Origin of the sequence: Halomonas sp. KHS3 (genome assembly GCF_000830495.1) — a bacterium.
GTDB lineage: Bacteria > Pseudomonadota > Gammaproteobacteria > Pseudomonadales > Halomonadaceae > Vreelandella > Vreelandella titanicae.
This window is the reverse complement of record NZ_JWHY01000002.1, coordinates 1,010,050-1,033,501: the sequence shown is the minus strand read 5'-3', so window position 1 is coordinate 1,033,501 and position 23,452 is coordinate 1,010,050. Positions and strand designations below refer to the sequence as shown.

Here is a 23,452-nt window from a genome sequence, read left to right as displayed (position 1 = left end):
AAGGAGGTATTAGTTCTTTAAAACGAAAAACCCCCGGCAAAGCCGGGGGTTCTTTCGAGTAGCTATCAGCTATGCATTAAGCAAAGTTGGCAGCGTCGAAGGTCTGAGTTTCACCGAAGTCCAGGATGCCCAGCAGCTCGACATTGAAGTCTTCGCTGTTGGCAGCCGAGGAAAGGTGGAACGCTTTGTACTGACCAGTACCACCGCCATCTTGTACCAACAAGACGCTATCAGTGTCTCCAGCAGCAGTTGATTCGCCAGCGTAGTCTGCAGCGACATCTGCAGCATTCAGGTTGGCCCAAGTAACGCCATCACGATCATAGTTACCCGCAGTGTAGTTCTCAACTACTACGGCCTGATCAGTAGCTGCGATGCTCGCACCTAGAGATGCGCTGCCACCAAGGATGCTAGTGAAGTCAAGGATATCGTAGCCAGTGTTAGTAGCTTCATCACCAGACTCGAAGTTCACAATGCTGTTGCGATCAAATACGCCGTCGATCTTAACAGTATCGTTGCTGAACTCACCTGTGCCGAGAACGATAACATCGTTACCAGTACCAGCATTGATAACGTTGTCGCTTTCAACTTGGCTTGCTTCACCAGCTACTTCACCAACAACGCTATCAGCAGTGCCGATGTCATCAGTGTTGTAGCGAGCTTGGATATCGCCAAGCCCAGGAGCAGTTTCCTCAGCAGTTAGCTGCGGACGACCTGTCGGGTTATTAGCGCCGGCTGCCAGAGGCGGACGGAAGTCAATAGACAGATCCTCTAGATTATTATCATCAATCAGAGAAACGATATCCAGGATGTTACCGTTGCCATCATTGGCTTCAATCAGGTTCTGAAGAACTGCGTCGTTGTTGACCGCATCTTTAATAGCCTGATTGACTTGTAAAGCAGTAGTTTGGGTCTCGGAATGCGGGACATCAACCCATACAGACTCAAAGCCTTTGAAGCTTACTTGCACCTGCAGCTTGAAGGCATTATTAAATGTCTGAGGAGCACCGTTGGCATCGTTAGACAGGCCAGCATCGCTGTTAGAGACGCCTGTCGGCAGAGCGCCATTAGCTGTGGAGTTAAACTCCCAGCGAGTGACTTGCTCGATAGCATTGCCATTAATATCTGTTGAACCAGTTAATGGCGTTGAGCCATCTTCCAGGCTGATCAAACCAGAGTTGTCGGCGTAAATAACGTCGTTACCAGCATTAGTGTTGATGGTGGCATCGCCAGCACCCCAAGTGCGTACAACGTCGTCACCGGTACCCGTGCTAATGGTTACCTGCTTTTGACCAAAGTCCTGGTTAAGCTGCTGGTTAACAATAGGAGTCGGTACACCATTTGTATCAACAATGACGGTCTCAACAACGTTGTTACCATTGCCTGCATTGATGTTCAGCAGAGCGTCTTCACGCTGAAGCACGTCTTCCTGGATAACCAAAGAGATTTGGTCATCGCCATCGGCAGTCCGGTAGCTGTAGTCAACGTTATCGTCAGCAGGATTAGCCTGATCGTCCTGGGAATTCAGATCACGGGCGATAACGTCTTCAGTGATGTAGGCATTTAGCTTAACGTCACCGTCGAAGTCTAGGGAGTTGAATTTCTCAACGTCGACCAGACCAGTGATGGATCCCAAACCATTAACGCCGCTTTCGACAGAGTTATTAGCATTAACAGTCCAGGCGTTTAGCAGTTCAGCAACACCACGAACGCCTTCACCAGTAGCAGCTTGCTGACCAACATTGAAGAAGCCGCTGCCTGTCAGGTTGATCTCTTTCAAGTGCTGACGGTACTGACCGTTGTTGTCAGTATCACGTGATGCCAGTTGAGACAGCCATACGCCGTTTTCAGCGTCGACGTTGAACTCTTCAACACCTTTGTTGGAGTTAGACTGACCCGCTAAGTTAATAGTGGCGCCTTGCGAACCGTAACCAACGTTATCAAGATCAAGGTTGGTAGAGATCAGATCGCGAACAGACTCAGGTGCTTCGGTAGACAGGTCACCGTAAAGGGTGAAGCCGCCAGTTTCCTGATCGCTGTAGGTGAAAGAACCACCGGAAATCTCACGACCTTGAGCATCAGTCAGGATAATGGTGCTACCTACTGCGCCTGGGATCGGCTGACCACCGTCGGTTGCGGTGAAGCTAGAACCGATTTCTGCGGTAAAACCAGCGAGATCGCTGTCATCCGCAATTGCTTCACGGATAGCAGACAGCAGCTCTGGGTAGGTTTTAGCTTCGAAGATAGCGTCGGAGCGCAGTACAGTCGCTTCACCGTCAACATTGAAACGAATACCGTCGATCGGCAGGTTACCCAGCGGCTCAGCAGTACCTGCAGCACGGATATCCAGCAGCTCGATGAACAGCTGTGAGTTGGTGTTGCGTGACTCGGAAGTCAGCAGCGGGCTCAGGAACAAGCCTTGGTAAGTTTCTTCTTCACCCAGCTGATTGCTCAGGTTGAAGGTGTAGTCAGCAGAATTAGTCACCGGGCGACCGGCAGCATCCCACTCAGCTTTACCAACATTGGCAATATTCTGGATGTTATTAGTGCCGCCTACTTGGGGCACTAGCTCGCCATCAGCACCCACTTCGAAGTTATTGCCAGTTTGCTCGGCGGAGCTGTCAAAATTAACGTTGATAGTATTGCTGGGAACGTCCGGGCCTTCGCCTGCTTCTGCTTCAATAGCTTCAATCGCATCGTCTACAGACTGCTGGTCAGCTGTAACGTTTGCTAAAAGAGTAGGCAGAGTATCGCTGCTGTAACCTTCTACGCCGCTTTCCAGATAAGCTTCACTCACTGCGATTTTGTTGCGAAGAACGGCTGCTGCGCCTTCCAGGCCTTCAGGCGGCGTCTCTTGAAGCAGTTTTTCGCCGATTTCCATCAGCACTTGGCCTTCAGGAATGCCGTCGTCCAGACGCTGATTGATGAAGTCGGAACCACGCGTGTAACCCGCGCTACCTTCTTCCAAGCCCAAGCGGCCTAGAATCACATCAATTTTTTCTGCACGAGTGGCGCCTTCAGAGAACTGGCTGGTGTACGCTTCGGTGCGTGCCAGGTCAGTGCCTAAAGCATAAAAACTGGGATCGGCATCGATAATTGCTTCAAAGCGATCGAAAGATGCTTGATCTGGGGCAAAGTTGAACATGAAAGATGTAACACCTAACAGGTTCGTTTTTTGCTGTTCAGTAATAGCCATTGAGATAGAACTCCTTGCATTCTTGACAACGTTGTCGGGCTTCAGTCCTGAGCCACGCGAATAGACGTTAGCACAAGCTCAGATACCTCACCACTTTGCTGCTTGCGGTTTTGCGATATCGCAAGGCGATAATAGCAGCTTTTTGCTATTAGCCAATATTAATTGGCTAAATTCCCCAAGCCAGCATTTCGGTAATATGCCTATTAAGTTTGCTGCATGCAAGCACCCCAAGGCATACAAGGTGGTTGAAAGCTTTAATTTTTCGGCCTGGCTCTCTCCCGAATATCGGTTTTTTGCAGTCATTAAAAAAACATTGTTCGCTAACTTATTGTTCTGGCGCAGGCCAAACAGCGCAACTCGAACGACCACTGCTTTTTGGTTCTACCTGGCCTGGTTGGCACCCAGTAGCGCTAAGGGTAAGATAGCGCCCTTTGTTCACCTTGGAGCATGCTTTGGCTGCCGACCTTTTTTCACGTCATCTGCATTTACTATGGCAGTTCACACGCCGCGATGTGGCCGGGCGTTACCGCGGCTCGCTATTGGGCTTAGGCTGGACTCTGCTTTCACCTCTTATGATGTTGGCTGCCTTCACCTTGGTGTTTTACGGCTTTTTTGAATTGAAATGGCCAGTTGAGGCAACAGGCACGCCACAAATGGATTTTGCTTTACAGGTCTTTGTCGGCCTCCTGGCCTTCAACTGGTTCGCAGAAGTGGTCAACCGTGGCCCAGTGTTGATAACAGGCCAACCCAATTTGGTTACCAAGGTAGTGTTCCCTTTATCATTGCTAGCGTTTTCATCAGTATTGGCGGCGAGCTTTCAGGCTTTGATCAGCCTTGTACTACTAATGCTCATTACCGCTTTCTTGGTTGGGGGCAATATAACCTGGCTAGCGCTTCCTTTGGTGCTATTACCCTTTATGGCCTTATTGGTGGGTATTTCGCTATGGCTAGCAGCACTAGGCGTCTATTTGCGCGACCTAGGTCCCTTCATGGCGCTAGCGACGTCGGTGCTGATGTTTCTTTCACCTGTTTTTTACCCTCTTTCCAATGTGCCACCCGAGTGGCAAAGCCTTTATTTGCTCAACCCTTTGGCGTTACTGATTACCCAATTACGTGATGTGCTATTTATGGGCGCCTGGCCCAGCCTTAAAGTGATTACCGGTTTGGGGGTAGTCGCCACACTACTATTGACTAGTGGCTTTTGGGTATTTAATAAGCTACGCGGGGGGTTTGCTGATGTACTCTGATACCCCCAGTGCGACCGTAGCCCGCGCTGAAACAGCTATTGCTTTGGAGGGCGTAAGTAAAACCTTTTACCGCTATCAACGACCATTAGACCGGCTATTGCTACAATTCAAGGGTCTCGCCCGGTTCGCAAGATACGACACCATTAGTGGCCTAAAGCCCCTAGACTTAACCATTCAGCGCGGAGAGGTCGTTGGCTTAGTGGGCCGCAATGGGGCAGGCAAGTCGACGTTATTACAGTTAGTGTGCAACACCCTTTCCCCTAGCGGAGGAAGGCTGCAGGTCAATGGTAAAATTGCAGCGTTACTTGAGCTGGGGTCTGGCTTTAATCCGGAGTTTACTGGTCGCGAAAATGTATTTATGTCGGCCGCTATTTCTGGTTTGAGCCGTGCAGAAGTGCAGGCCAAATTTGCAGAAATTCATCAATTTTCTGGCATTGGCGATTTTATAGACCAGCCAGTTAAAACCTATTCCAGTGGTATGTATGTGCGCTTGGCATTCGCCGTGGCTACCAGCGTGGAGCCTGATATTTTAGTCGTCGATGAAGCGCTCTCGGTAGGTGATGGTGCCTTTGCGCGCAAGTCGTTCGACCGTATTATGGCGCTGCGCGATACTGGGGCTACTATTTTATTTTGTTCGCATTCGCTCTATCAGGTGGAGGCATTGTGTGATCGCGCTTTATGGATAGAAGGCGGAGAGGTGATTGCCGACGATTCGCCTTCGCTGGTGGTGCCTCGGTACGAGCAATTTTTAGCCGGCGACGAGCAAAAAGAGCGTGGGGTTCGTCAAAGCGCTGCTCAAGACCAGCGACGCGTTTCACCGCAAGGTAGCGCGCGCCTAGTAAGCACGCAAGTATCCATTGACGGCCAAACTGCTAATGCTCGCAACGCAGTGATTAGCGGAGAAAGCCAGCTTAGCGTCAAGATTCGTTTTGCCAGCGACCCGTTACTCCCCTGCCCTGGTATTGCGGTAACCATTTCAACAACATCTGGACAAATTGTTACTAGCGCGGGTAGCTGGGAAGCCGGTGTTGAGGTTCAGCGCAACCATCAGGGCGAGGGAAGCGTCGTGCTTGATTTTCCTCAGCTAGCGCTATTAAAAGGTGAGTACCATGTAGGTGCTTACCTGTTTTGCGAGCGCGGGCTGCACAGCTACGAGTGGGTTGACCCGGTCAGTAGCTTCCATGTTACGCAGACTGGAATCGCGCGGGGCGTAGTTCGCTTGCCCCACCGTTGGCACTCTGTACCCAATAGTGCAGACGACCATGTTTAACAACGAATGGCAAACGCGCTGGGCTGAACCTAGCGATTTACCGGTTTTGTTGGCGCTTTTTGAACGCGTATTTGGCCATGCTATGCCGCTTGAGATGTGGCAGTGGAAGTACAGGTTTGCCTCCTCACCCGGCGTAGTATGTGTACATAAAGGTGACATCATCGCTTTCAATGGAGGCATGCCACGCAAGGCACTGGTGAAAGGTCACCCCTGCTCTATCGTGCAGATGGGCGATGTGATGGTTGACCCCGCTTACCGGGGTATCTTGACGCGCCGGGGCCCATTTTACCGGGTAGTGCAGGCTTTTTTTGCCGAGCAAGTGGGTATAGACCGCCCTTACCGCTATGCTTTTGGCTTCCCCCATGCCCGCCATGCCCGTCTGGGTAAGACATTAAAGCTTTACTGTGCCACGGATCGCATAGATGAAGCTCACTGGCCTGCACGCGTTATACGCCGCTTTCGCAGTACAGCCACCCCAATTCAAGCTCATCATGCGTCGGTAGTCGATGCCCTTTGGGCTGATATGGTAAAGGGGTTAGGGGCATGCGCCGTCGCTATTCGTGACTGGTCTTGGCTATCGCATCGCTATCTTGATGTTCCCGAGCGTGGGTATCTTTGCTGGCTAATCAAAGAACGAATAACACAGCGCGCTTTAGGTGTGTGTGTGGTTCGTCAACATACTGCGGATACCGTCGAACTACTGGATATCATTGCCCCTCTAAGGGCTATGCCAGAAGTTGTTAAATGTACCCAGCACATTATATCCCGGCTGGGCGCTAAACATTTAAGCGCATGGCTGACCCCTTCTGTAGCGCAGCATCTTACCGACACCCAGCCACAATTAACATCTACCGAGGTAGTAGTGCCGGGTAGCCAGGTGAATGGGCTGACGCAGGGAATGGAAGTAGCTGAGTGCTGGTGGTTAATGGGCGGAGATACGGATTTTCGCTAGCCCTGAAAAGTGAACAATAAGGATATAGCGATGAGAGAAGCTTGGTACGTTCCCTACCATGCAAGCGCTCTGGTAGGAGAACGCGTAATGGTACTTGCCCCTCATCCAGATGATGAGGTATTTGGGTGTGGCGGCGCTTTAGCTCAATTGGTAGCTCAAGGCTCTGAGATTCAAGTGATTATTGCTACACAGGGGCCTCAGGCGGCACTTCGTTTATGTGAGTCTAAGAAGGCCGCCCGACTACTGGGTTACCCAGCGCCGGTTAATTGGGCGTTCATCGACCGTGGATTAGAAGAGGCGCGAGAAGCGCTAACCCAACAATTACTCGATGCGCTATTAGATTTTCAACCTGACTTGCTGCTGGCGCCTTCTTGCTGGGAGATGCATCCAGACCACCGGGCCGCCTGTGACGCGGCACTCCAAGCTGGCACGCGTTTTGTAGAACACAGCGACACCTTGTTAAAGATTGCCTTATACGAAATTGGGGTTCCCTTAAGTGCGAACCAATTGGTAGATATTTCATCTGTTAGCGCTTTGAAAGCAGAGGCCATGCAGTGCTTTGAATCCCAGCTAGCAGAGCAACGTTATGCTGAGCAAATCGCCGGCCTAAATCAGTATCGTAGTTATACACTGGGTCTTGGCGTGACTGCGGCAGAAGCCTTCCATATAGTGCCCGCCGATGCGGTGTCAGCCACTGTGGCACTACCCTCAGTCCAAGATCAGGCGCTTTTACGTTGCGAAAAAGCACTGCAACAGTCTGAGCTAGAATATACGCATCGCATTGACTCACTACAGAACGAAAAAGCGGTGCTTCAAAAGATGTTTAAGGATTGCCAGCATGCTCGCCAGGAGGCAGAGGGAACCTTGCAGGCTATTTATGCAACTCGTAGTTGGCGGTGGCTTTCACGGTTGAAATATTTATTAGGACGCGGGTAACCGCGTCGTGCTTTTAGGAAGTTTATGTCAACGCTTAGTCTAAATACTCCTGCCGTTAGCGTGCTTATCCGCAGCATGGATCGCGACCACCTTATTTCTGCGCTGGTTTCAGCCAACGCTCAAGACTACGCGCCTCTTCATATTGTGGTAGTCAATGCATCAGGACAGCCGCACCGCCCCCTGCCCAATTTAAAGGTCAGTTGCGAGCTGATTGATCCAGGCGTACAGTTGTCGCGGCCCGACGCTGCAAATATGTGCTTGCAGGCGGTTCAAACGCCTTTGGCGTTATTTCTTGACGATGATGACTTAATTGATCCTCATCATATACGTCGCTTGGTGGAAGCGTTGAACGACTATCCTGCTGCTCCTGCCGCCTATGGCGGTGTGCGGTTAGAGTCATCCGGTGGTGAGTTGCTAACCAGCATGGATTCCCCCTGGGTACCTGGTGAGCTCTTGGTTCATAACACATTACCTATCCATGCGGTGCTGTTTCGGATGGATGCTGTTCAAGCAGGGAGTTGCCAGTTTGATAAGCGCTTCTCTCATCTTGAGGATTGGGATTTTTGGCTGCAGCTTTCTCAACAAGGTGACTTTATACACGTACCTGGCAACAGCGCGACATATTGCATGGCGCTAGGCAATTCTGGTTTATCTCAACAGCGTGATATTGCCACCTATCAAGATGCAAGAAGTGCTGTGTGGGGCAAGTGGTTACCCAAGGTTAACTCTGACCACCTGGCTAAAGGCCTCGCTTCACTCATAGACCGCCTTGAGCAATTGGAGTGGGATACTGAGCAACTGCATGCCAGCGAAGCAAAGTTGCATCAGCAAAATCATGAGCGACTAGGGCAACTACAGGAGCTGCGTGAGCATTATGAAAAGCTGCAAGAGTTACACTCTTCTTTGCATAAAGAGCATAGTGCCATATGGGAACGCTTTAATGCTTTGCAGCGTGAGCATAAACGCTATATTGAGCCAGAACCAATCGCCTCCGACGCTGGAAAGAAGCATCAGACTCCCCAGCAAGAACATAGTTCATTACAACAAGAGTATGCTGCGCTCAAGCAAGCGCATGTAAATACGTTAAACCGGCTCAATACGCTGCAGAATGAAGTTAACGCCCTGCTTAACTCACGTTCTATGCGTATGACAGCACCTCTGCGCTGGATAATAAACAAGCTGCGTCAGATGCGTTCAGATTTTTCTGGGCGATCACTGCTCTCAGCAACTAAAACTGCGTCTAGCGCCCAACTGCCTATCGCGAGTGCTAAGCAAAAGCAGCCCGCCGGGCCCGTGGACATTATTGTTCCTGTTTATAAAGGATTAGAGGAGACACGCGCCTGCCTGGAAAGCGTTTGGGCTAGTGAGCCTTCTCACGCTTATCGACTCATCGTGATTAACGATGCCAGCCCTGAAGCAGCACTCACTGAGTGGTTGCGAGAAGCCTCAAAGGCACGGCCTATGGTGCTGTTAGAAAATGAGCAAAACCTAGGTTTTGTGGGAACCGTCAATCGTGGCATGGCTTACTCACACAATGCCGATGTTGTATTACTCAATAGCGATGCTGAAGTTGCCAATGATTGGCTAGATCGCTTGATTAAAGCAGCCTACCTGCCCACGACCCGTCCCGCGGCTAGCGTTACACCTTTTTCGAATAACGCCACTATTTGTAGTTATCCACGTTTCTGCGAAGACAACCTTTTAATCGAGGGGTATACGCTACCGGAACTGGATCAGCTTTTCGCTCAAACCAATGCTGGCCAAACGGTTGAGATACCCACGGGCATTGGTTTTTGTATGTATATCCGACGCGAAGCATTAGACGCAGTAGGACTATTTGACGAAGATAATTTTGGTAAAGGCTACGGTGAAGAAAATGACTTCTGCATGCGCACTTTAAAAGCAGGATGGTGTCATCTGCATGCACTGGATGTTTTTGCTTGGCATAAGGGGAGCGTTAGTTTTGGCGATAGCCAACCTGAACGAGTCACTAACGCGCTAGAGGTACTCCATACCTTACACCCAGATTATGAGGCGCGCGTTCATCAGTTCATTCAGCAAGATCCTGCTCAACAAGCACGTCTTGCCATTGATGTTGCCCGCTTGCGCAATAGCACTAAGCCACGCGTATTGATGATTAATCATCAGCGGGGTGGGGGAACAGAACGCCATTGCCGGGAGCTTGCAGACACACTAGTGAATGAGGTGGAGTGGTTAATGCTTCGTCCAAGCCCAGTAGGCGGAGCTAGGCTTTCTCTGCTAGACGAAGCAGAAGCGATGACGCTTGATTATGTACTGCCCGATGCTTTCGATGAAATGGTCGAAATGCTTAAAGCACTTGGGGTCGTGAGGGTTCACGTACACCATTGGCTGGGCTTCAATGACAGTATTCTAGAACTCGCTAAACGGTTAGGGGTGCCGCAAGATGTGACGCTGCATGATTATTACTCAGTGTGTCCGCAAATATCACTAACACGCGATGATAACCGCTATTGTGGAGAAGAAGGAATTCAACAATGCCAGCGCTGCTTGGCTCAGCAGCCAGCTCCTGATGGCAGTAGTATTACTGAATGGCGCGAGCGACATGCTGAGTGGCTACTTGCGAGTGATCGTGTCATTACCCCCAGCCAAGATACTTCAGCGCGGATAAAGCGCTACATTCCAAACCTGGATATAAAGGTTGCAGTCCACCCTGATCAAGAAAACGATACGTATCCCCCCCCTGCTTGGCAACCACCTGAAATGCACGAGCCGCTGCGGGTGGCCGTCATCGGCGCTCTTTCGGCTATTAAAGGTGCGGATGTATTAGAGGATGTTGCCGCTCAAGCAGCCAAACTGGGCTTAAGCGTTGAGTTCCGGCTCTTTGGTTTTGCTTATCGTGCCTTTAAACCACTCAAAAACCTCTCAGTAACAGGCGCTTACCAAGACGATGAATTACCTACATTACTGAATGAGTGGCGGCCACATATTGCTTGGTTTCCGCCTTTATGGCCGGAAACTTATAGCTACACACTGAGTACCTGCTTGGCGCTCGGCTTGCCCATTGTGGCTACCAATATTGGCGCTTTACCAGAGCGTCTGAACGCGCGTCCGCACTCGTGGCTACTGGAGTGGGATAGCACCCCTAACCAGTGGTGTCATTGGTTCTCTTCTTTTGCACAACGCCCCGAATGTGCCGTTGGCTCAACGGCAGCCGAACATACATCATGGCCTACTATTCCTACCCCTTTTTATGCACAACAATATGCTGTTGATATAGATGCTGCTATTCCAAATAACAAACTGCCCAGTTTGCCCTCTCAATGGCAAGCTCATGCCTCTCATCCTGATACTAAGGCTATGCGAGCACGCAAAGCCTTAGTATCCATGCTCTATTGGCTTAGGGCACAACCATTTTTACGAGAACTATCTCGACATGTGCCAGCGGGCTTGCAGCGCAAAGTTAAAAGCCGTCTGCTGAAAGAGTCATAAACCATCATGGCGGAAAAAAATTTATCTTGGGGTGTATGTGTGCCTACTCTGAACGCTGGTAAAGATTGGCGTGACTGGTTGGCTAAGACGAATGCAGCCTGTGGAATGGCTTGCAGAAAGCTAGTAATTGATTCAAGCTCAATTGACGGCACGCCGGCACTTGCTCATGAATATGGCTGGGAAGTTGTTCCTATTCAGCGCTGTGACTTTGACCATGGCGGCACCCGTCAGTGGGCTCTTAGTTATTTACGTGATTGTGATATTATTATTTTCCTTACCCAGGATGCACTAGTCGACGACCCCAGTGCGCTCATTCAGTTAGTAAAAGCTTTTGAGGATCCTTGTATCGGAGCGGCGTTTGGCCGGCAGTTACCCCATTTAGAGGCCACACCAATTGCAGCACACGCCCGCTATTTTAATTACCCTGCCCAATCGCGTGTGGTAGATAAAGGGGACATCCCTAATTTAGGTATTAAAGCAGCATTTTTATCTAACTCCTTTACCGCCTACCGACGTGATGCCTTACTAGCTGTTGATGGTTTCCCTGAAAAGACCATTCTGAGTGAAGATATGATTGCCGGCGCAAGATTATTAAAAGGGGGGTGGAAACTGGCCTACTGCTCTCAGGCCTGTGTCCTTCATTCCCATAACTACTCGTTGCTCGAAGAATTTCGTCGCTACTTCGATATTGGCGTTCTTCATCATCGTGAGGCGTGGCTATTAGAGTGGCTAGGGAACGCTGAAGGAGAAGGCATACGCTTTGTGGTGTCCGAGCTAGGTTATACTGCTAAAAAAGCATTCCACAGGCTGCCAGAAGTGATAGTGCGCACAAGTTTGAAATATCTCGGTTATCGTTTAGGGCGTCTAGAAAAACACCTACCTGCTTGGATTAAACCGATACTTTCAATGCATACTTCTTATTGGAACCCTAGGAACTAATCATCAAGCAGCGTTATCTTCTACCCCATGACTGGGGTACACCTTACTGTGCCAAGAGATAATGAATTTACCTTATATTCAACAAGTCTGAAACAAGACAAGTTCACAGCTTTTGATATCACTTTTTGCCAAGAAAAATTCATTTATGAAACTCACTAGCAATGGGCATATACCCTATGGCTTTTGGTTCACGAAACCTTTCAAAATCGTCATAGCCAAAATCTTTATATCTAATCCTAACGACCAATTATCAATATAGTAAAGATCGTACTCTACTCGCTTTTTCATATCATTGAGTTTTTCCGTATTACCCCGCCAACCATGAACCTGTGCCCATCCTGTAATTCCGGGTTTTACCCGGTGACGTTGCATATAGTCTTCTATGACATCTTTGTAATATTCGTTGTGATCCATGGCATGAGGGCGAGGGCCCACCAGCGACATACGACCTTGGAGTACGTTATAAAGCTGAGGTAACTCATCTAGACTAGTACTTCGCAAAAAAGCTCCTAATGGAGTAATCCGTGGGTCGCCATAACGTGCTTGTTGGGTGTGTTTGGCATGATGCAAGCTCATAGTGCGAAATTTATAAATTCGAAAACGCTTTCCATCAATGCCATGTCGGTACTGCTTGAAGAGTACAGGCCCTCCCATTTTCCACTTCACCAGCCCAGCAACAGCTAAGATTACCGGTAAAAATACAATAAATATGAGAGCACCTAGGAGATAATCTTCTATAGATTTCAATAGCCGCAGTGGTGCACTATCAAGCGGGCTGTAATTTAGTTCTAGGGAGTAAAGACCTACAACTTGCGCCATACGGTGATTCAGCAGACGTATATCTGTTAAATCAGGAAAGTAACGCACATTAACGGGTATACCAATCAAGCTTGCAGAAAGTCGCCTGACCTTTTCGCCATCACTCAGTGGGTAGCTGAGCCAAATCTCATCAAAATCACGCTCAAAGGCATATTGAGCAGTTAACGCCGTAATTGTGTCTATGAATGTGCTGCTATTATCGTCTTCGTAGGCATCTTTGATGCCATAACCGGCATAGGGCATGCTATGCAAACGGCTTTCTATTCGTTTGATATTGCTTTGGTGCCCAATCAGCAATACGCGTTTAATATTGGCGCCACGCGCTCTTAAACTGCGTAGATAGATATAAAGTGCCATGCGTGTGGTCATGCCTGACACTAAAACGCCCAATGCTGAGTTTCCCATCCACAAACGAGAAAAATATTGAGTGCTTTGCGTGGCAACTAATAAAAGGCTAATTAGCGCGATAGTCACCACCCAGCTTAAAGAATAGACTCCCAACATGGTGTATAGGCTTCTGCCACGCCAGGGATGGTAGAGACCTAGCAGTTCCCCCACCGCAGGCAGTAAAAGGCTACCAATTAGAATAAGAAACAGATAATCATGCCCATCCACACGGACATTAGGCATTAACCAGAGCGTGGCAAGCGAAATAATAATCGCTACAGCTGCATCAAAGCATCGCATTCCACGCCGTAACCATTCACTGCCTTGGCTTGTTTTTATAGCGGCCATAATAGTTGCTTGACTACTGCGCTACCTGCGATGAAGTAGACAACGACGCTAGTAGCTCCATGATATGATCTAGGTCGTCGCTCTCTAAACTGCCTACAGCAGTATGGAGTGCGAGCATATCAAGAGCGTAGTCGCCGACTGTGTCGACATACTTAATCCGCTGATCATAAAGACTTGCTCGTGCATCAAGCACATCCACCAGGTCTCTCAGCCCTAATTGCTCGCCGCGTTCAGCGGCTTCCAGGAATAGCTGGCTGGACGAAATAGCTTGATTTAGTGCTTCCAGGCGGCGTTCACCGCCATTAAGCGACCTTATCCGTTGGCGTACCTCTTGGACAGCGAGATTGCGCTCATTGTCAATGGCAGCCAACCCAGCTTCAATACGCTTTTCGCCTTGTCGAACGCTGGCATTAGTATAGCCGCCCCGATAAATAGGCACGCTAAGTTCAACGTTTGCCCTATAGTCTTCACTTTCCCGCAGTTCATCGTCACTGGTTCGGTCTGAATAGCTCAGACTCAGATTTACCTCAGGATAGTAGCCTGAACGCCTTACGCTTGTATCAGCTTGCGCGATTTCCTGCTCTTGCTGGGCCAACAGAACATTTAAATTTTGGCCAGTACGGGATATCCACTCATCAGGCTCACCAATATCGCCATTGAGGGTTACAGTGGTCAGCTCACCAGGGGCAGTGCCTTGAAACCTTGGCGTCACTCCGGTAAGTCGTTCTAATTCGCTAAGCGCGTTATCTAACTCATTCTCAGCTTCAACCGCGTCAGATACCGCTTGGTCATATCTCGACTGGGCTTCGAGCAAATCAACACGATTGCCAACGCCTAAGTCGAATGCTCGACTTGCTTGACGTACTTGCAGGTCGAGAGAATCTTGCTGAGATTCTAAGAGTCCTAATCGCTGCGCCGCTAAATAGGCTTTAATATAGGCTTCGCTAACTTGAAGCGCCATCTCTTGCTCAAGAACGGCTAGCTGTAACTCAGCAGCACTTACTTGGGCATCAGCAACTCCCATTTTACGCCAGCGTTCTAGGCTAAATAGCGGTTGCTGTAGCTGAACTTGGTAGTAAGTTTCGTCAATCTCCCCCGGACGCTGCGCAGGCTGATCTAAACCAAAATCGTCCGGTGAAGTTTGTATATTCGTTGAATCTTGCCATAAGTAGCCGCCTGAAGCGCTAATTCGCGGTAGCAGTTGGGAACGTGCCATAGGTATTTCTTCGCGAGTGGCATCGAGCTCATACCGCTGGCGCGTCAGATCTGAATCGTGGCGTAATGCCCTAACAAATAGGCCTGGTAGTGATGGTAAAACGTGGGGCTGCGCTTCTGCATTTGCCAGCGCCTGCAGCTCGGTTAGAGCCTGCTGATCAGCAGGCACATCGTTTTGTGCTAACGCAGATTGGCTTAAAAGCAAGACTGCAAGTGCCAGTGTACTTAGGGTAAAACATGGCGTCCGTATCATTAGTCCTCCCTGATAGCGCGGGCTAACATGTCGGTAACAGGCTTGGCGATGTAGCTAGCAAAAGTGCGTTCACCGGTACGAATCATGACCTCGGCCGGCATACCTGAAAGCAGATGCATTTGCTCGGTCATGTCTTCTTGCCCTTGTTCTGTTACACGTATACGCGTTTTATAATAACGCTGACCTGTTGCCTCATCCTCAAAACTATCGGCACTGATATGAATAATTTCACCGTCAATAATGCTTGTTAACCGCTGATTAAAAGCGGAAAACCGAATTTCAGCGAGCTGACCAATAAACAGGTTGTCTATATCGCGCGTGGGTACTCGGGCTTCAATTACAAAGCCGTCGCCGGAAGGTACTATCTCCATAATAGGATCACCGGCGCGAATAACGGCGCCGACCGTATGCACTTGACGTCCAACTACAGTGCCTGACACTGGAGCACTCACAACAGTACGGTTGACTTGGTCAGTCAGCGCTATAATACGTTCTTCTGCCTCTGCTATTTGTGCTTGGGCATCGCGTAGTTTCTCACCTACTTCGGCTTGAAACTCTTGCAAAGTAGTTTCTTTTTGCATGCGGTTTTCGCTGATTTGCGAACGAAGCTGAGCAATATTAGATTGAAACTCTGCATTCTCGCCTTCGTACTGTAATACTTGGCGCTCCAGCTCACGCAGACGCTGATTATCACCCAGTCCTTCCCGGTAGAGGGAGCGAAAATCTTCTGCCTCAGAACGTAGTGAGCCAATACGCTGATTATTGACACTTATCCGTGATTCAAGACCATCGATCTGCTCTCGCATTTGAATGATCTGTTGATCCATGGCGTTTAAGCTGCTTTGCAGCGATTGACGTCGCGCGTGGAATAGGCTTTGTTGAACAGCCGTCACTTGCTGGACTCTGTCATCGTCAATTGACATAAGCTCTTCCGGCAGTTCCAGTGTTTCGGTTCCTTGCTGTTCTGCCAGTAGACGCGCTTCCATCGCACGGTTGATATAGTATTGCGACTGTGCAATCTCCAACTGCGAGCGCACTTGAGTGTCGCTCAATACCACCAGAGGCTGACCAGCTTCTACTTTATCACCATCTTGCACCAACAGTTCCCGAACAATACCGCCCTCAAGATGCTGAACCGTGCGTTTAAAAGACTCCATGGAGACATTACCAGGGGCCACAACAGCCACAGCTAATGAAGCTGTCACAGACCAGAGAATAAACCCGCCAAGCGCTATACCTAAAATAGCGTAACCGAGCTTACGGTAGCCTTTATCACTAGTAGGCAGCTTTTCTTGAGCTTCTCCGTCAATGGTGGTTGGCCCCTGCGGCGTTACGTCGATTTCTTGCTTGGCTGGGAGCTGGCCTTTTTGATTGCTCATATTACGACTCCTCATTGCCATTTCCAGCACCACGACCGCCTGCTATGGCAGAAAGACGGGCAGCGCTTTGCTGGTTCACCTGGGGGCGTGATTTTTTAGCGAACTGGGCAAGCACTTCATCTCGAGGGCCAAACATATTCATTTGACCTTCTTTCATGACCAGTAGCTTATCCATATTTTTTAGTACGCTGGTTCGATGACTTATTACAAACAACGTTGTGCCTTCAGCCTTTAATTGAGCGATTGCCTGGCTTAGCGCTCGCTCACCAGCATCATCTAAGTTTGCATTGGGTTCATCTAAAACCACGAAGACAGGATTACCGTATAAAGCACGTGCTAAACCTAGGCGCTGACGCTGACCACCAGAGAGCGCCCCGCTGTTAGAACCAATAATGGTGTCGTAACCATTAGAGAGCTCCAATACCATTTCATGAACGCCCGCTTTTTTAGCAGCTGTAACAACTTTTCCTGGATCGACATTGCCAAAGCGGGCGATATTTTCACTGATAGTGCCATCAAACAGCTCGATATCTTGTGGTAGGTAACCAATAAAGGGGCCGAGCTCATCACGGTTATATTGATTAATTTCCCCACCATCAAGCCGTACATCGCCCACTTGAGTCGGCCATATGCCCAGCAATACACGAGCGAGCGTTGATTTGCCTGCAGCGCTGGGGCCGATAATGCCGATATGCTCACCTTTCGCGACACTAAAATTAATACCACGAATGGTCGCCATACGGCTTCCGGGAGGAGCAGCAGCAACGTTTTCAACATCCACAACCCCTTGGGGAGGCGGCAATGACATGTGGCGCTGTTCATCGGGTATTTGCGTCAGTAGCTCATTTAACCTGCTATAGGCACCACGCGCGGATACAAACCCCTTCCATCCGCCTATCATTTGGTCAATTGGAGCCAACGCCCGCCCCATAAGGATAGAACCTGCAATCATCATACCTGGGGACATTTCACCTTCGAGTACTAATAAAGCACCTAGACCAAGAATTAATGACTGAAACAGTAAGCGCATTACTTTAGACGTATTCGTCAATGCGCCTGCACGATCACTAGCTTGTGACTGTTTAGCAAGAAATTCATGGTGGCGCTTTGACCAACGCCCCATAATCCCAGGGAGCATGCCCATAGCATGCAGCACTTCTGAATTCCTTAAATTAGAATTAGCCAGATTTTGCGCTTGAATCTGCTCGCTATTAGCTTCAGCTAGCAGGTTCTTAGTAGATTTTTCGTTAGCCACCGCCAGCGCGAATAAAATAATGCCAGCACAAGTAGCAAATACCCCAAGCCATGGATGGAAAATAAACAAAATACCCAAATAAATGGGCACCCATGGGGCGTCAAAGAAAGCAAATAAACCGTTACCAGTTAGAAATTGCCTCAAACTAGTCAAATCATTGAGAGGCTGAGCGCTTTGGGATCCCTGCGCGACTAAACTGCGTCGGAACATGGCACTATAAAGCCGCTGGTTGATAGTGGTATCTAAGCGGTTACCAATCCTAACCAACATCCTTGACCTAACAAGTTCGAGCCCCCCCATCACCAAAAATAAGAACACGACGACGAGCGTCAACATAATCAGAGTGTCGAGACTTTGCGTGCTGAGGACGCGATCGTACACCTGGAGCATATACATCGGAGGAACAAGCATCAGCAGGTTAACAAACATGCTAAAAAAGCCCACCGATACAAACGAACCTTTACAGGCGCTTAATGCACGCTGCAGATCCGTTGCTTCCTGTTGCTTTGCCATGGAAGGGTCACCGTTGAATCAAAGAAGTCACGCGAAGATTAATCGCGGCAGCATAACAGAAACGCCCCTGTCTAGGGTAGGGGCGTTGAGAGCACTGGTCATGGGGATCAGGTAAGTCCATGATTATCCAACTAGTTTAGACCATTTAGTTAGCCAAGCAGCATCATACTCCCCCTAACCCTGCTAAGCCAATCAGAATGACATCCCGTTCTGGATCGCTTACTAACTCATTGAGCTAGCACAATAGGCCAGCCGAGCCTGAAGACCATTCGAGCACATTTGCGTAAGTCAAGTTCAACCAAGATATCAGACTGACCTGTGCACTCACACTTCTACAGTTTGTCCACATTTCAAGTACTAACCTCGACGCAAGCAAAGATTGGCAGCTCTCGGAAACCCTAGCTAGCATTACCGTTAAGCCACAAAAAAACGGGCGACCCTAACGGCCGCCCGTTCTTTGTGGCTATCCTTTGCCAAGGAGAATGGTTACAGCTGCTTATTTATAAACCGGAAGCCGCGCACAAACCTCGGCCACTTTATCCAACACCTGGGTTTCGATGGCGCTGGTGTCTTCACCCTTGGCCAGTACGTCCAGAATGTCACAGATCCAACCTGCCAACGTACTACACTCTTGTTCACTGAAACCGCGCGTGGTCACTGCCGGGGTGCCAATACGCAGGCCAGAGGTGACAAACGGGCTTTGCGGGTCGTTAGGAACGGCGTTCTTGTTCACGGTGATGTGGGCACGACCCAAAGCAGCATCGGCATCTTTGCCCGTTACGCCCTGCTTGATCAGCGAAAGCAGGAAGAGGTGGTCTTCGGTACCACCAGAGACGATGTCGTAACCGCGATCAATAAACACCTTGGCCATTGCCTGAGCGTTCTTAACTACCTGCTGCTGATAGGTTTTGAACTCGGGTTCCATAGCCTCTTTGAAACAGATCGCTTTGGCGGCGATTACGTGCATCAAGGGGCCACCCTGGCCGCCGGGGAAAACCGCTGATTGCAGCTTTTTCTCGATATCAGCGTCGTTTTCCGCTGAGAGAATCACGCCACTACGTGGGCCGCGTAGGGTTTTGTGGGTAGTGGAGGTGACCACGTGGGCATGGGGCAAGGGGCTAGGGTAAACGCCCGCCGCAACCAGACCAGAGACGTGGGCCATATCAACGAGTAAGTAAGCGCCTACTTCATCGGCGATTTCACGGAACTTGGCCCAATCAACAATTTGTGAATAGGCTGAGAAGCCGGCGATGATCATTTTGGGCTTGTGCTCGCGAGCAAGCTGGGCCACTTGAGCGTAATCAATTAACCCCTGCTCATCCAGACCGTACTGAATGGCGTTGTAGTGCTTGCCGGAAAAATTAGGCTTGGCACCATGGGTCAGGTGGCCGCCCGCATCCAGGCTCATGCCTAAAATGGTATCGCCTGGCTTAACCAGCGCTTGGAACACCGCGCTGTTGGCTTGCGAGCCTGAGTGGGGCTGAACATTAACGTAGGTGGCGCCGAACAGCTCTTTGGCGTAATCAATGGCCAGGTTTTCAGCGATATCGACGAACTCACAGCCGCCGTAGTAGCGCTTACCGGGGTAGCCCTCAGCGTATTTATTGGTCAGTTGGCTGCCCTGAGCTTCGAGTACGCGGGGGCTGGCGTAGTTTTCGGAAGCGATCAGTTCGATGTGGGCCTCTTGGCGCTCCACTTCTTTCTGCATGGCATCAAACAGCACATCATCAAATCCGGCAATTGTCATATCGCGGCTGAACATCGGCGGGAACCTCGTAACGAGAAAGGGTCATCATGGAAGAAGCGAGGGCGCTATCATAACGCAGCCTGACGCGACTTTCATCGCATCCTCGTCAGGTCTTGCATGAGCGTGATTCATGTAATGACAGAGGGAGTATCATCGCGAACACCGTGAAGCGATCTCAGGGGGCGTCAATTTGCGTTTTCCTTCGCCATGCAAAATACTGTATATTTATACAATATTTTAAGCACCAGGATGCCGACGATGCCGGGCCAGTCTTCTCACTTTACCCCTGCCTTGCCGTTAACCTCTCAGCCGCAGCCTTGTGGCCGCGCTGGTTTTAGTGGCTTTCCTTCGCCAGCCCAGGATTACGAGCCATGCACGCTGGATCTCAACACACGGCTGGTTAAAAACCCTACTGAGACGTTTTATGTCACCGCCACCGGCGACAGCATGGAGGGTTGGGGAATTTTTGAGGGTGATTTGCTGGTGGTTGATCGCAGTATTGAACCGCAACTGGGACATATTCTGGTCGCTATGCTAGAGGGCGAGGCGCTAATTAAACGCTATGCGCTCTATCGGGGAACGCCGCACCTGTGCTCAACACATCCTAACTATCCGCCACTGCCACTTGAAGGCAGCGACTGCCAGCTATGGGGGGTAGTGCGCGCCGTCGTGCACGAGTACTTGCGATGATCGGTCTAGTCGATGCCAACAACTTCTACGTCAGCTGCGAGCGGGTTTTTCAGCCCAAGCTGGAAGGTAGGCCCGTGGGGGTAATGTCGAACAACGACGGCTGTGTCATCGCCCGCTCCGCCGAGTTAAAAGCGCTGGGTATCCCTATGGGTGCGCCTGCCTTCAAGCTTGAAGAAATGCGTCAGCGCGGCGAGATCCACCTGCTGTCGTCTAACTATGAACTCTACGGAGATATGTCGGCACGGCTGACCCAACTACTACGCGATGCCTGCCCTGCAATTGCGCCCTACTCAATAGATGAAATGTTCGTCTACCTGGAAGGATTAACCACAGAGCAGTGTGAGAGGCTGGGGCGAGAATTGCACCATCGTATTCGCCGCCATTTAGGGTTACCGGTGTGTGTTGGGCTGGCACCCACCCACACGCTCGCCAAATTAGCCAATCACCTTGCCAAGCAAGACCCACATTACCAAGGCGTTTGCCTGCTTAATGGACAAGATCACACGACGCAGGCGCTGCTCAAACGTACGCCGGTGGGCAGCGTGTGGGGCGTCGGCCATCGGCTTGCCGGGCGCTTAGCGATTGGCGGCGTGACCACCGCTTGGGACTTGCGTCAAAGCGACGACAAGCAGTTGCGCAAGCGCTTCTCTGTGGTGCTGGCGCGCACCGCGCTCGAGCTGCGTGGCACGCCTTGTATGGAGATGAACGCCCTGGATCAACCGCGCCAACGCATTATGACCTCGCGCTCTTTCGGCCAGCCCACCGGCGTTTTTGCAGAAGTACATAATGCACTGCGGCGCCACGCCCAGCGCAGCGCTGAAAAACTTCGCGAGCAACGTAGCTTAGCTCGTGCGGTGATGGTATTTCTCAACACTAACCGTCATCGCCGCGATCAGTTGCAATACTTCCCGCAGGCGCTGATCGCCCTGCCCTCACCCAGCGACGATACCCGGGTGATCCTTGATGCCGTACGCCAAGGCCTTGAGCAGATTCATCGCCCCCGCTACCAGTTCATGAAAGCTGGCGTGATGCTGCTGGATTTAGTGGATGCAGAGCAGCACCAGCTTTCGCTGCTGCATCCGCCAGTCCGTGATCGCCATCCGTTTTTAATGGCAACCGTGGATCAGATCAACCAGCGCATGGGGCAAGGCACTATCAGCTTTGGTATGACGGATGCCCCTGCTGCTTGGCAACTGCGCTGCGCCCACCGCTCAGACCGCTATACCACGCGCTGGGACGAGTTGATGAAAGTGGGCACTCACCCCGGCGCAGTCGCCGCCGCCGAGGCAAAGCAGAAAGAGAAGCAGAAAAAACAGCAGGCGTTAACCAGCGCTAAGCGCAGTACGCAGCCGCGGGCTTAAGGTTTCTCCAAGCGCGACCATGGCAAACAGAATCCCCAGCAACCAGGGCCAGTGAGCCGCAAACGAGACCTGATAAACGCCCAGCGCGTCGACAAAAATCACCACAATGCCCAGCGGGCTAACGTAGCGCACCATGGTCAGCCACAGCGCATAAGGCAAGGGGGCAAGCCCCAGCTCGTCGCGGAAGGTCTCGCTTTTCAGCACAAACCCCGCTACCACTACCGTGCCCAGACCACCCAACGGCATCATCCAGCGCGAGGTTAAATAATCCAGCCAGTCAAAGAAGTTCTTACCGGCCAGTGTCCAATCCGCGCCCAGGTTAAACGACAGCATCGCCAGTGTGCTAATCAACCACAGCACAATACCGGTGCCCCAGGCGGCTGCCGAACGCGAGATACCTTTGTTGTCGCACAGCCAGGAAACCGTGGCTTCGACCATAGAGATCGAAGAGGTCAGCGCTGCCATAGAGAGCATCAGGAAGAAGAGAATGCCAAACAGGGTGCCCAGCGGCATCGCCTGGAAGGCCAACGGCAGGCTCATAAAAATTAGCCCAGGGCCTTCGCCGGGGTTCATGCCATTGGCGAAAATAACCGGGAAGATCGCAAGCCCCGCCATCAAGGCAACAACGGTATCCGCCACCGCCACACTCACCGTGGTGCGGCCAATAGAAGCGTCTTTAGGCAAGTAGCTGCCATAGGTCAGAATCGCCCCAGAGGCCAGCGAGAGGGTGAAAAACGCATGACCCAGCGCTGCCAGAAGACCTTCGCTAGAGAGGCTGCCCGCATTGAAGGAGAACAGAAAGTTAACCGCAGCGCCAAAGCCACCGGAAAACATACCAAAGCCAATCAACACCACCAGCATGATCACCAGCCCCGGCATCATCCAGCTAACGCTCTTCTCGATTCCCTGCTGCACGCCTTTACCCACGATCAACATGGTGGCCAGCGTAACCAGGGTGCTCCAGAAACCGAGGTTCAGCGGATTGGCGTTATTGGCCCCGAACACAGCGGCCATCTCATCAACGCTGCTGCCCGCGAGCCCCCCGGTCAGCATCTTCCACAGATACGAGAACGACCAGCCCGCCACCACCACGTAAAACGACAGGATCATAAAGCCGCAGAGCATGGCCATCCAACCAATCAACGACCAGGCCGATGAACGGCCAGACTCATTGACCACGCGCCGTATGGCATCCACCGGGCTACCACGCCCCCGCCGACCAAACGCGATTTCGACCATCATCACCGGCACACCCACGGCAAAGATGCACGTTAGATAGACCAGCACGAAGGCGCCGCCGCCAAACTCCCCAGTCATGTAGGGGAATTTCCAGATATTGCCTAGCCCCACCGCCGAACCGGTGGCCGCCAACATAAACCCCCAGCGGCCTAGCCATTGGGTGCGAGGTTGCCTAGAAGAGGTCATTTGCCCATATCCCGTAGAAAAAGGCGCTCATCCTAAAGGATTTCGAGGGTAA

General features: G+C 50.8%; 15 protein-coding genes. 8 read left to right on the top strand and 7 right to left on the bottom strand.

Features of this window, described 5'->3' with window-relative positions; all coding sequences use genetic code 11:
• Window positions 1-76 precede the first annotated feature (76 nt).
• On the bottom strand, window positions 77-3,193 hold the full coding sequence (locus RO22_RS06870; protein ID WP_041157900.1) for a hypothetical protein: 3,117 nt from the start codon (window positions 3,191-3,193) through the stop codon (window positions 77-79).
• A gap of 452 nt (window positions 3,194-3,645) precedes the next feature.
• Between RO22_RS06870 and RO22_RS06865 the strand changes: the two genes are divergently transcribed.
• The 6 genes from RO22_RS06865 (at window position 3,646) to RO22_RS06840 (ending at window position 12,008) form a co-directional block, all read left to right on the top strand.
• Window positions 3,646-4,440 carry an ABC transporter permease gene (locus RO22_RS06865; RefSeq protein WP_052475546.1) on the top strand — a complete coding sequence of 265 codons (795 nt, stop codon included), beginning with the start codon at window positions 3,646-3,648 and terminating at the stop codon, window positions 4,438-4,440.
• On the top strand, window positions 4,430-5,710 hold the full coding sequence (locus RO22_RS06860) for an ABC transporter ATP-binding protein (RefSeq protein WP_051430542.1): 1,281 nt from the start codon (window positions 4,430-4,432) through the stop codon (window positions 5,708-5,710). The genes RO22_RS06865 and RO22_RS06860 overlap by 11 nt, the downstream gene beginning before the upstream one ends.
• Window positions 5,703-6,662: a GNAT family N-acetyltransferase gene (locus RO22_RS06855; RefSeq protein ID WP_041157899.1), complete on the top strand. Its 960-nt coding sequence runs from the start codon at window positions 5,703-5,705 to the stop codon at window positions 6,660-6,662. Before RO22_RS06860 ends, RO22_RS06855 begins: the two co-directional genes overlap by 8 nt.
• 87 nt (window positions 6,663-6,749) lie before the next feature.
• Complete coding sequence (locus RO22_RS06850) at window positions 6,750-7,598, top strand: PIG-L deacetylase family protein (RefSeq protein ID WP_052475545.1); 849 nt, start codon at window positions 6,750-6,752, stop codon at window positions 7,596-7,598.
• 24 nt (window positions 7,599-7,622) lie between these two features.
• A complete protein-coding gene (locus tag RO22_RS06845) occupies window positions 7,623-11,069 on the top strand; it encodes a glycosyltransferase (RefSeq protein ID WP_052475544.1) in 3,447 nt (1,148 codons plus the stop codon).
• Window positions 11,070-11,075: 6 nt separating this feature from the next.
• The gene (locus RO22_RS06840) at window positions 11,076-12,008 is read left to right on the top strand and encodes a glycosyltransferase (RefSeq protein WP_027959619.1); all 933 of its coding nucleotides are present in this window, start codon (window positions 11,076-11,078) and stop codon (window positions 12,006-12,008) included.
• Between the two features lie 174 nt (window positions 12,009-12,182).
• Here the strand turns inward: RO22_RS06840 and RO22_RS06835 are convergent, their stop codons facing one another.
• From RO22_RS06835 to glyA, 5 genes are all read right to left on the bottom strand, one after another.
• Window positions 12,183-13,562, bottom strand: a complete 1,380-nt coding sequence (locus RO22_RS06835; protein WP_027959620.1) for an undecaprenyl-phosphate glucose phosphotransferase — start codon at window positions 13,560-13,562, stop codon at window positions 12,183-12,185.
• A 13-nt stretch (window positions 13,563-13,575) separates the two neighbouring features.
• The gene (locus RO22_RS06830) at window positions 13,576-15,030 is read right to left on the bottom strand and encodes a TolC family outer membrane protein (RefSeq protein WP_027959621.1); all 1,455 of its coding nucleotides are present in this window, start codon (window positions 15,028-15,030) and stop codon (window positions 13,576-13,578) included.
• Window positions 15,030-16,409, bottom strand: a complete 1,380-nt coding sequence (locus tag RO22_RS06825) for an HlyD family type I secretion periplasmic adaptor subunit (RefSeq protein ID WP_041157898.1) — start codon at window positions 16,407-16,409, stop codon at window positions 15,030-15,032. The genes RO22_RS06830 and RO22_RS06825 overlap by 1 nt, the downstream gene beginning before the upstream one ends.
• Window position 16,410: 1 nt before the next feature.
• Window positions 16,411-18,177: a type I secretion system permease/ATPase gene (locus RO22_RS06820; protein WP_041157897.1), complete on the bottom strand. Its 1,767-nt coding sequence runs from the start codon at window positions 18,175-18,177 to the stop codon at window positions 16,411-16,413.
• Window positions 18,178-18,673: 496 nt separating this feature from the next.
• Window positions 18,674-19,939, bottom strand: a complete 1,266-nt coding sequence (gene glyA / locus RO22_RS06815) for a serine hydroxymethyltransferase (protein WP_041157896.1) — start codon at window positions 19,937-19,939, stop codon at window positions 18,674-18,676.
• 243 nt (window positions 19,940-20,182) lie between these two features.
• Between glyA and RO22_RS06810 the strand changes: the two genes are divergently transcribed.
• Window positions 20,183-20,614 (top strand): LexA family protein, encoded by a 432-nt coding sequence (locus tag RO22_RS06810; RefSeq protein ID WP_022520377.1) that lies wholly within the window; start codon window positions 20,183-20,185, stop codon window positions 20,612-20,614.
• Window positions 20,611-21,975, top strand: a complete 1,365-nt coding sequence (locus RO22_RS06805) for a Y-family DNA polymerase (RefSeq protein WP_035538499.1) — start codon at window positions 20,611-20,613, stop codon at window positions 21,973-21,975. Before RO22_RS06810 ends, RO22_RS06805 begins: the two co-directional genes overlap by 4 nt.
• Here RO22_RS06805 and RO22_RS06800 read toward each other — a convergent pair.
• A complete protein-coding gene (locus RO22_RS06800; RefSeq protein WP_041157895.1) occupies window positions 21,937-23,400 on the bottom strand; it encodes a sodium-dependent transporter in 1,464 nt (487 codons plus the stop codon). The genes RO22_RS06805 and RO22_RS06800 overlap by 39 nt on opposite strands.
• Window positions 23,401-23,452 lie beyond the last annotated feature (52 nt).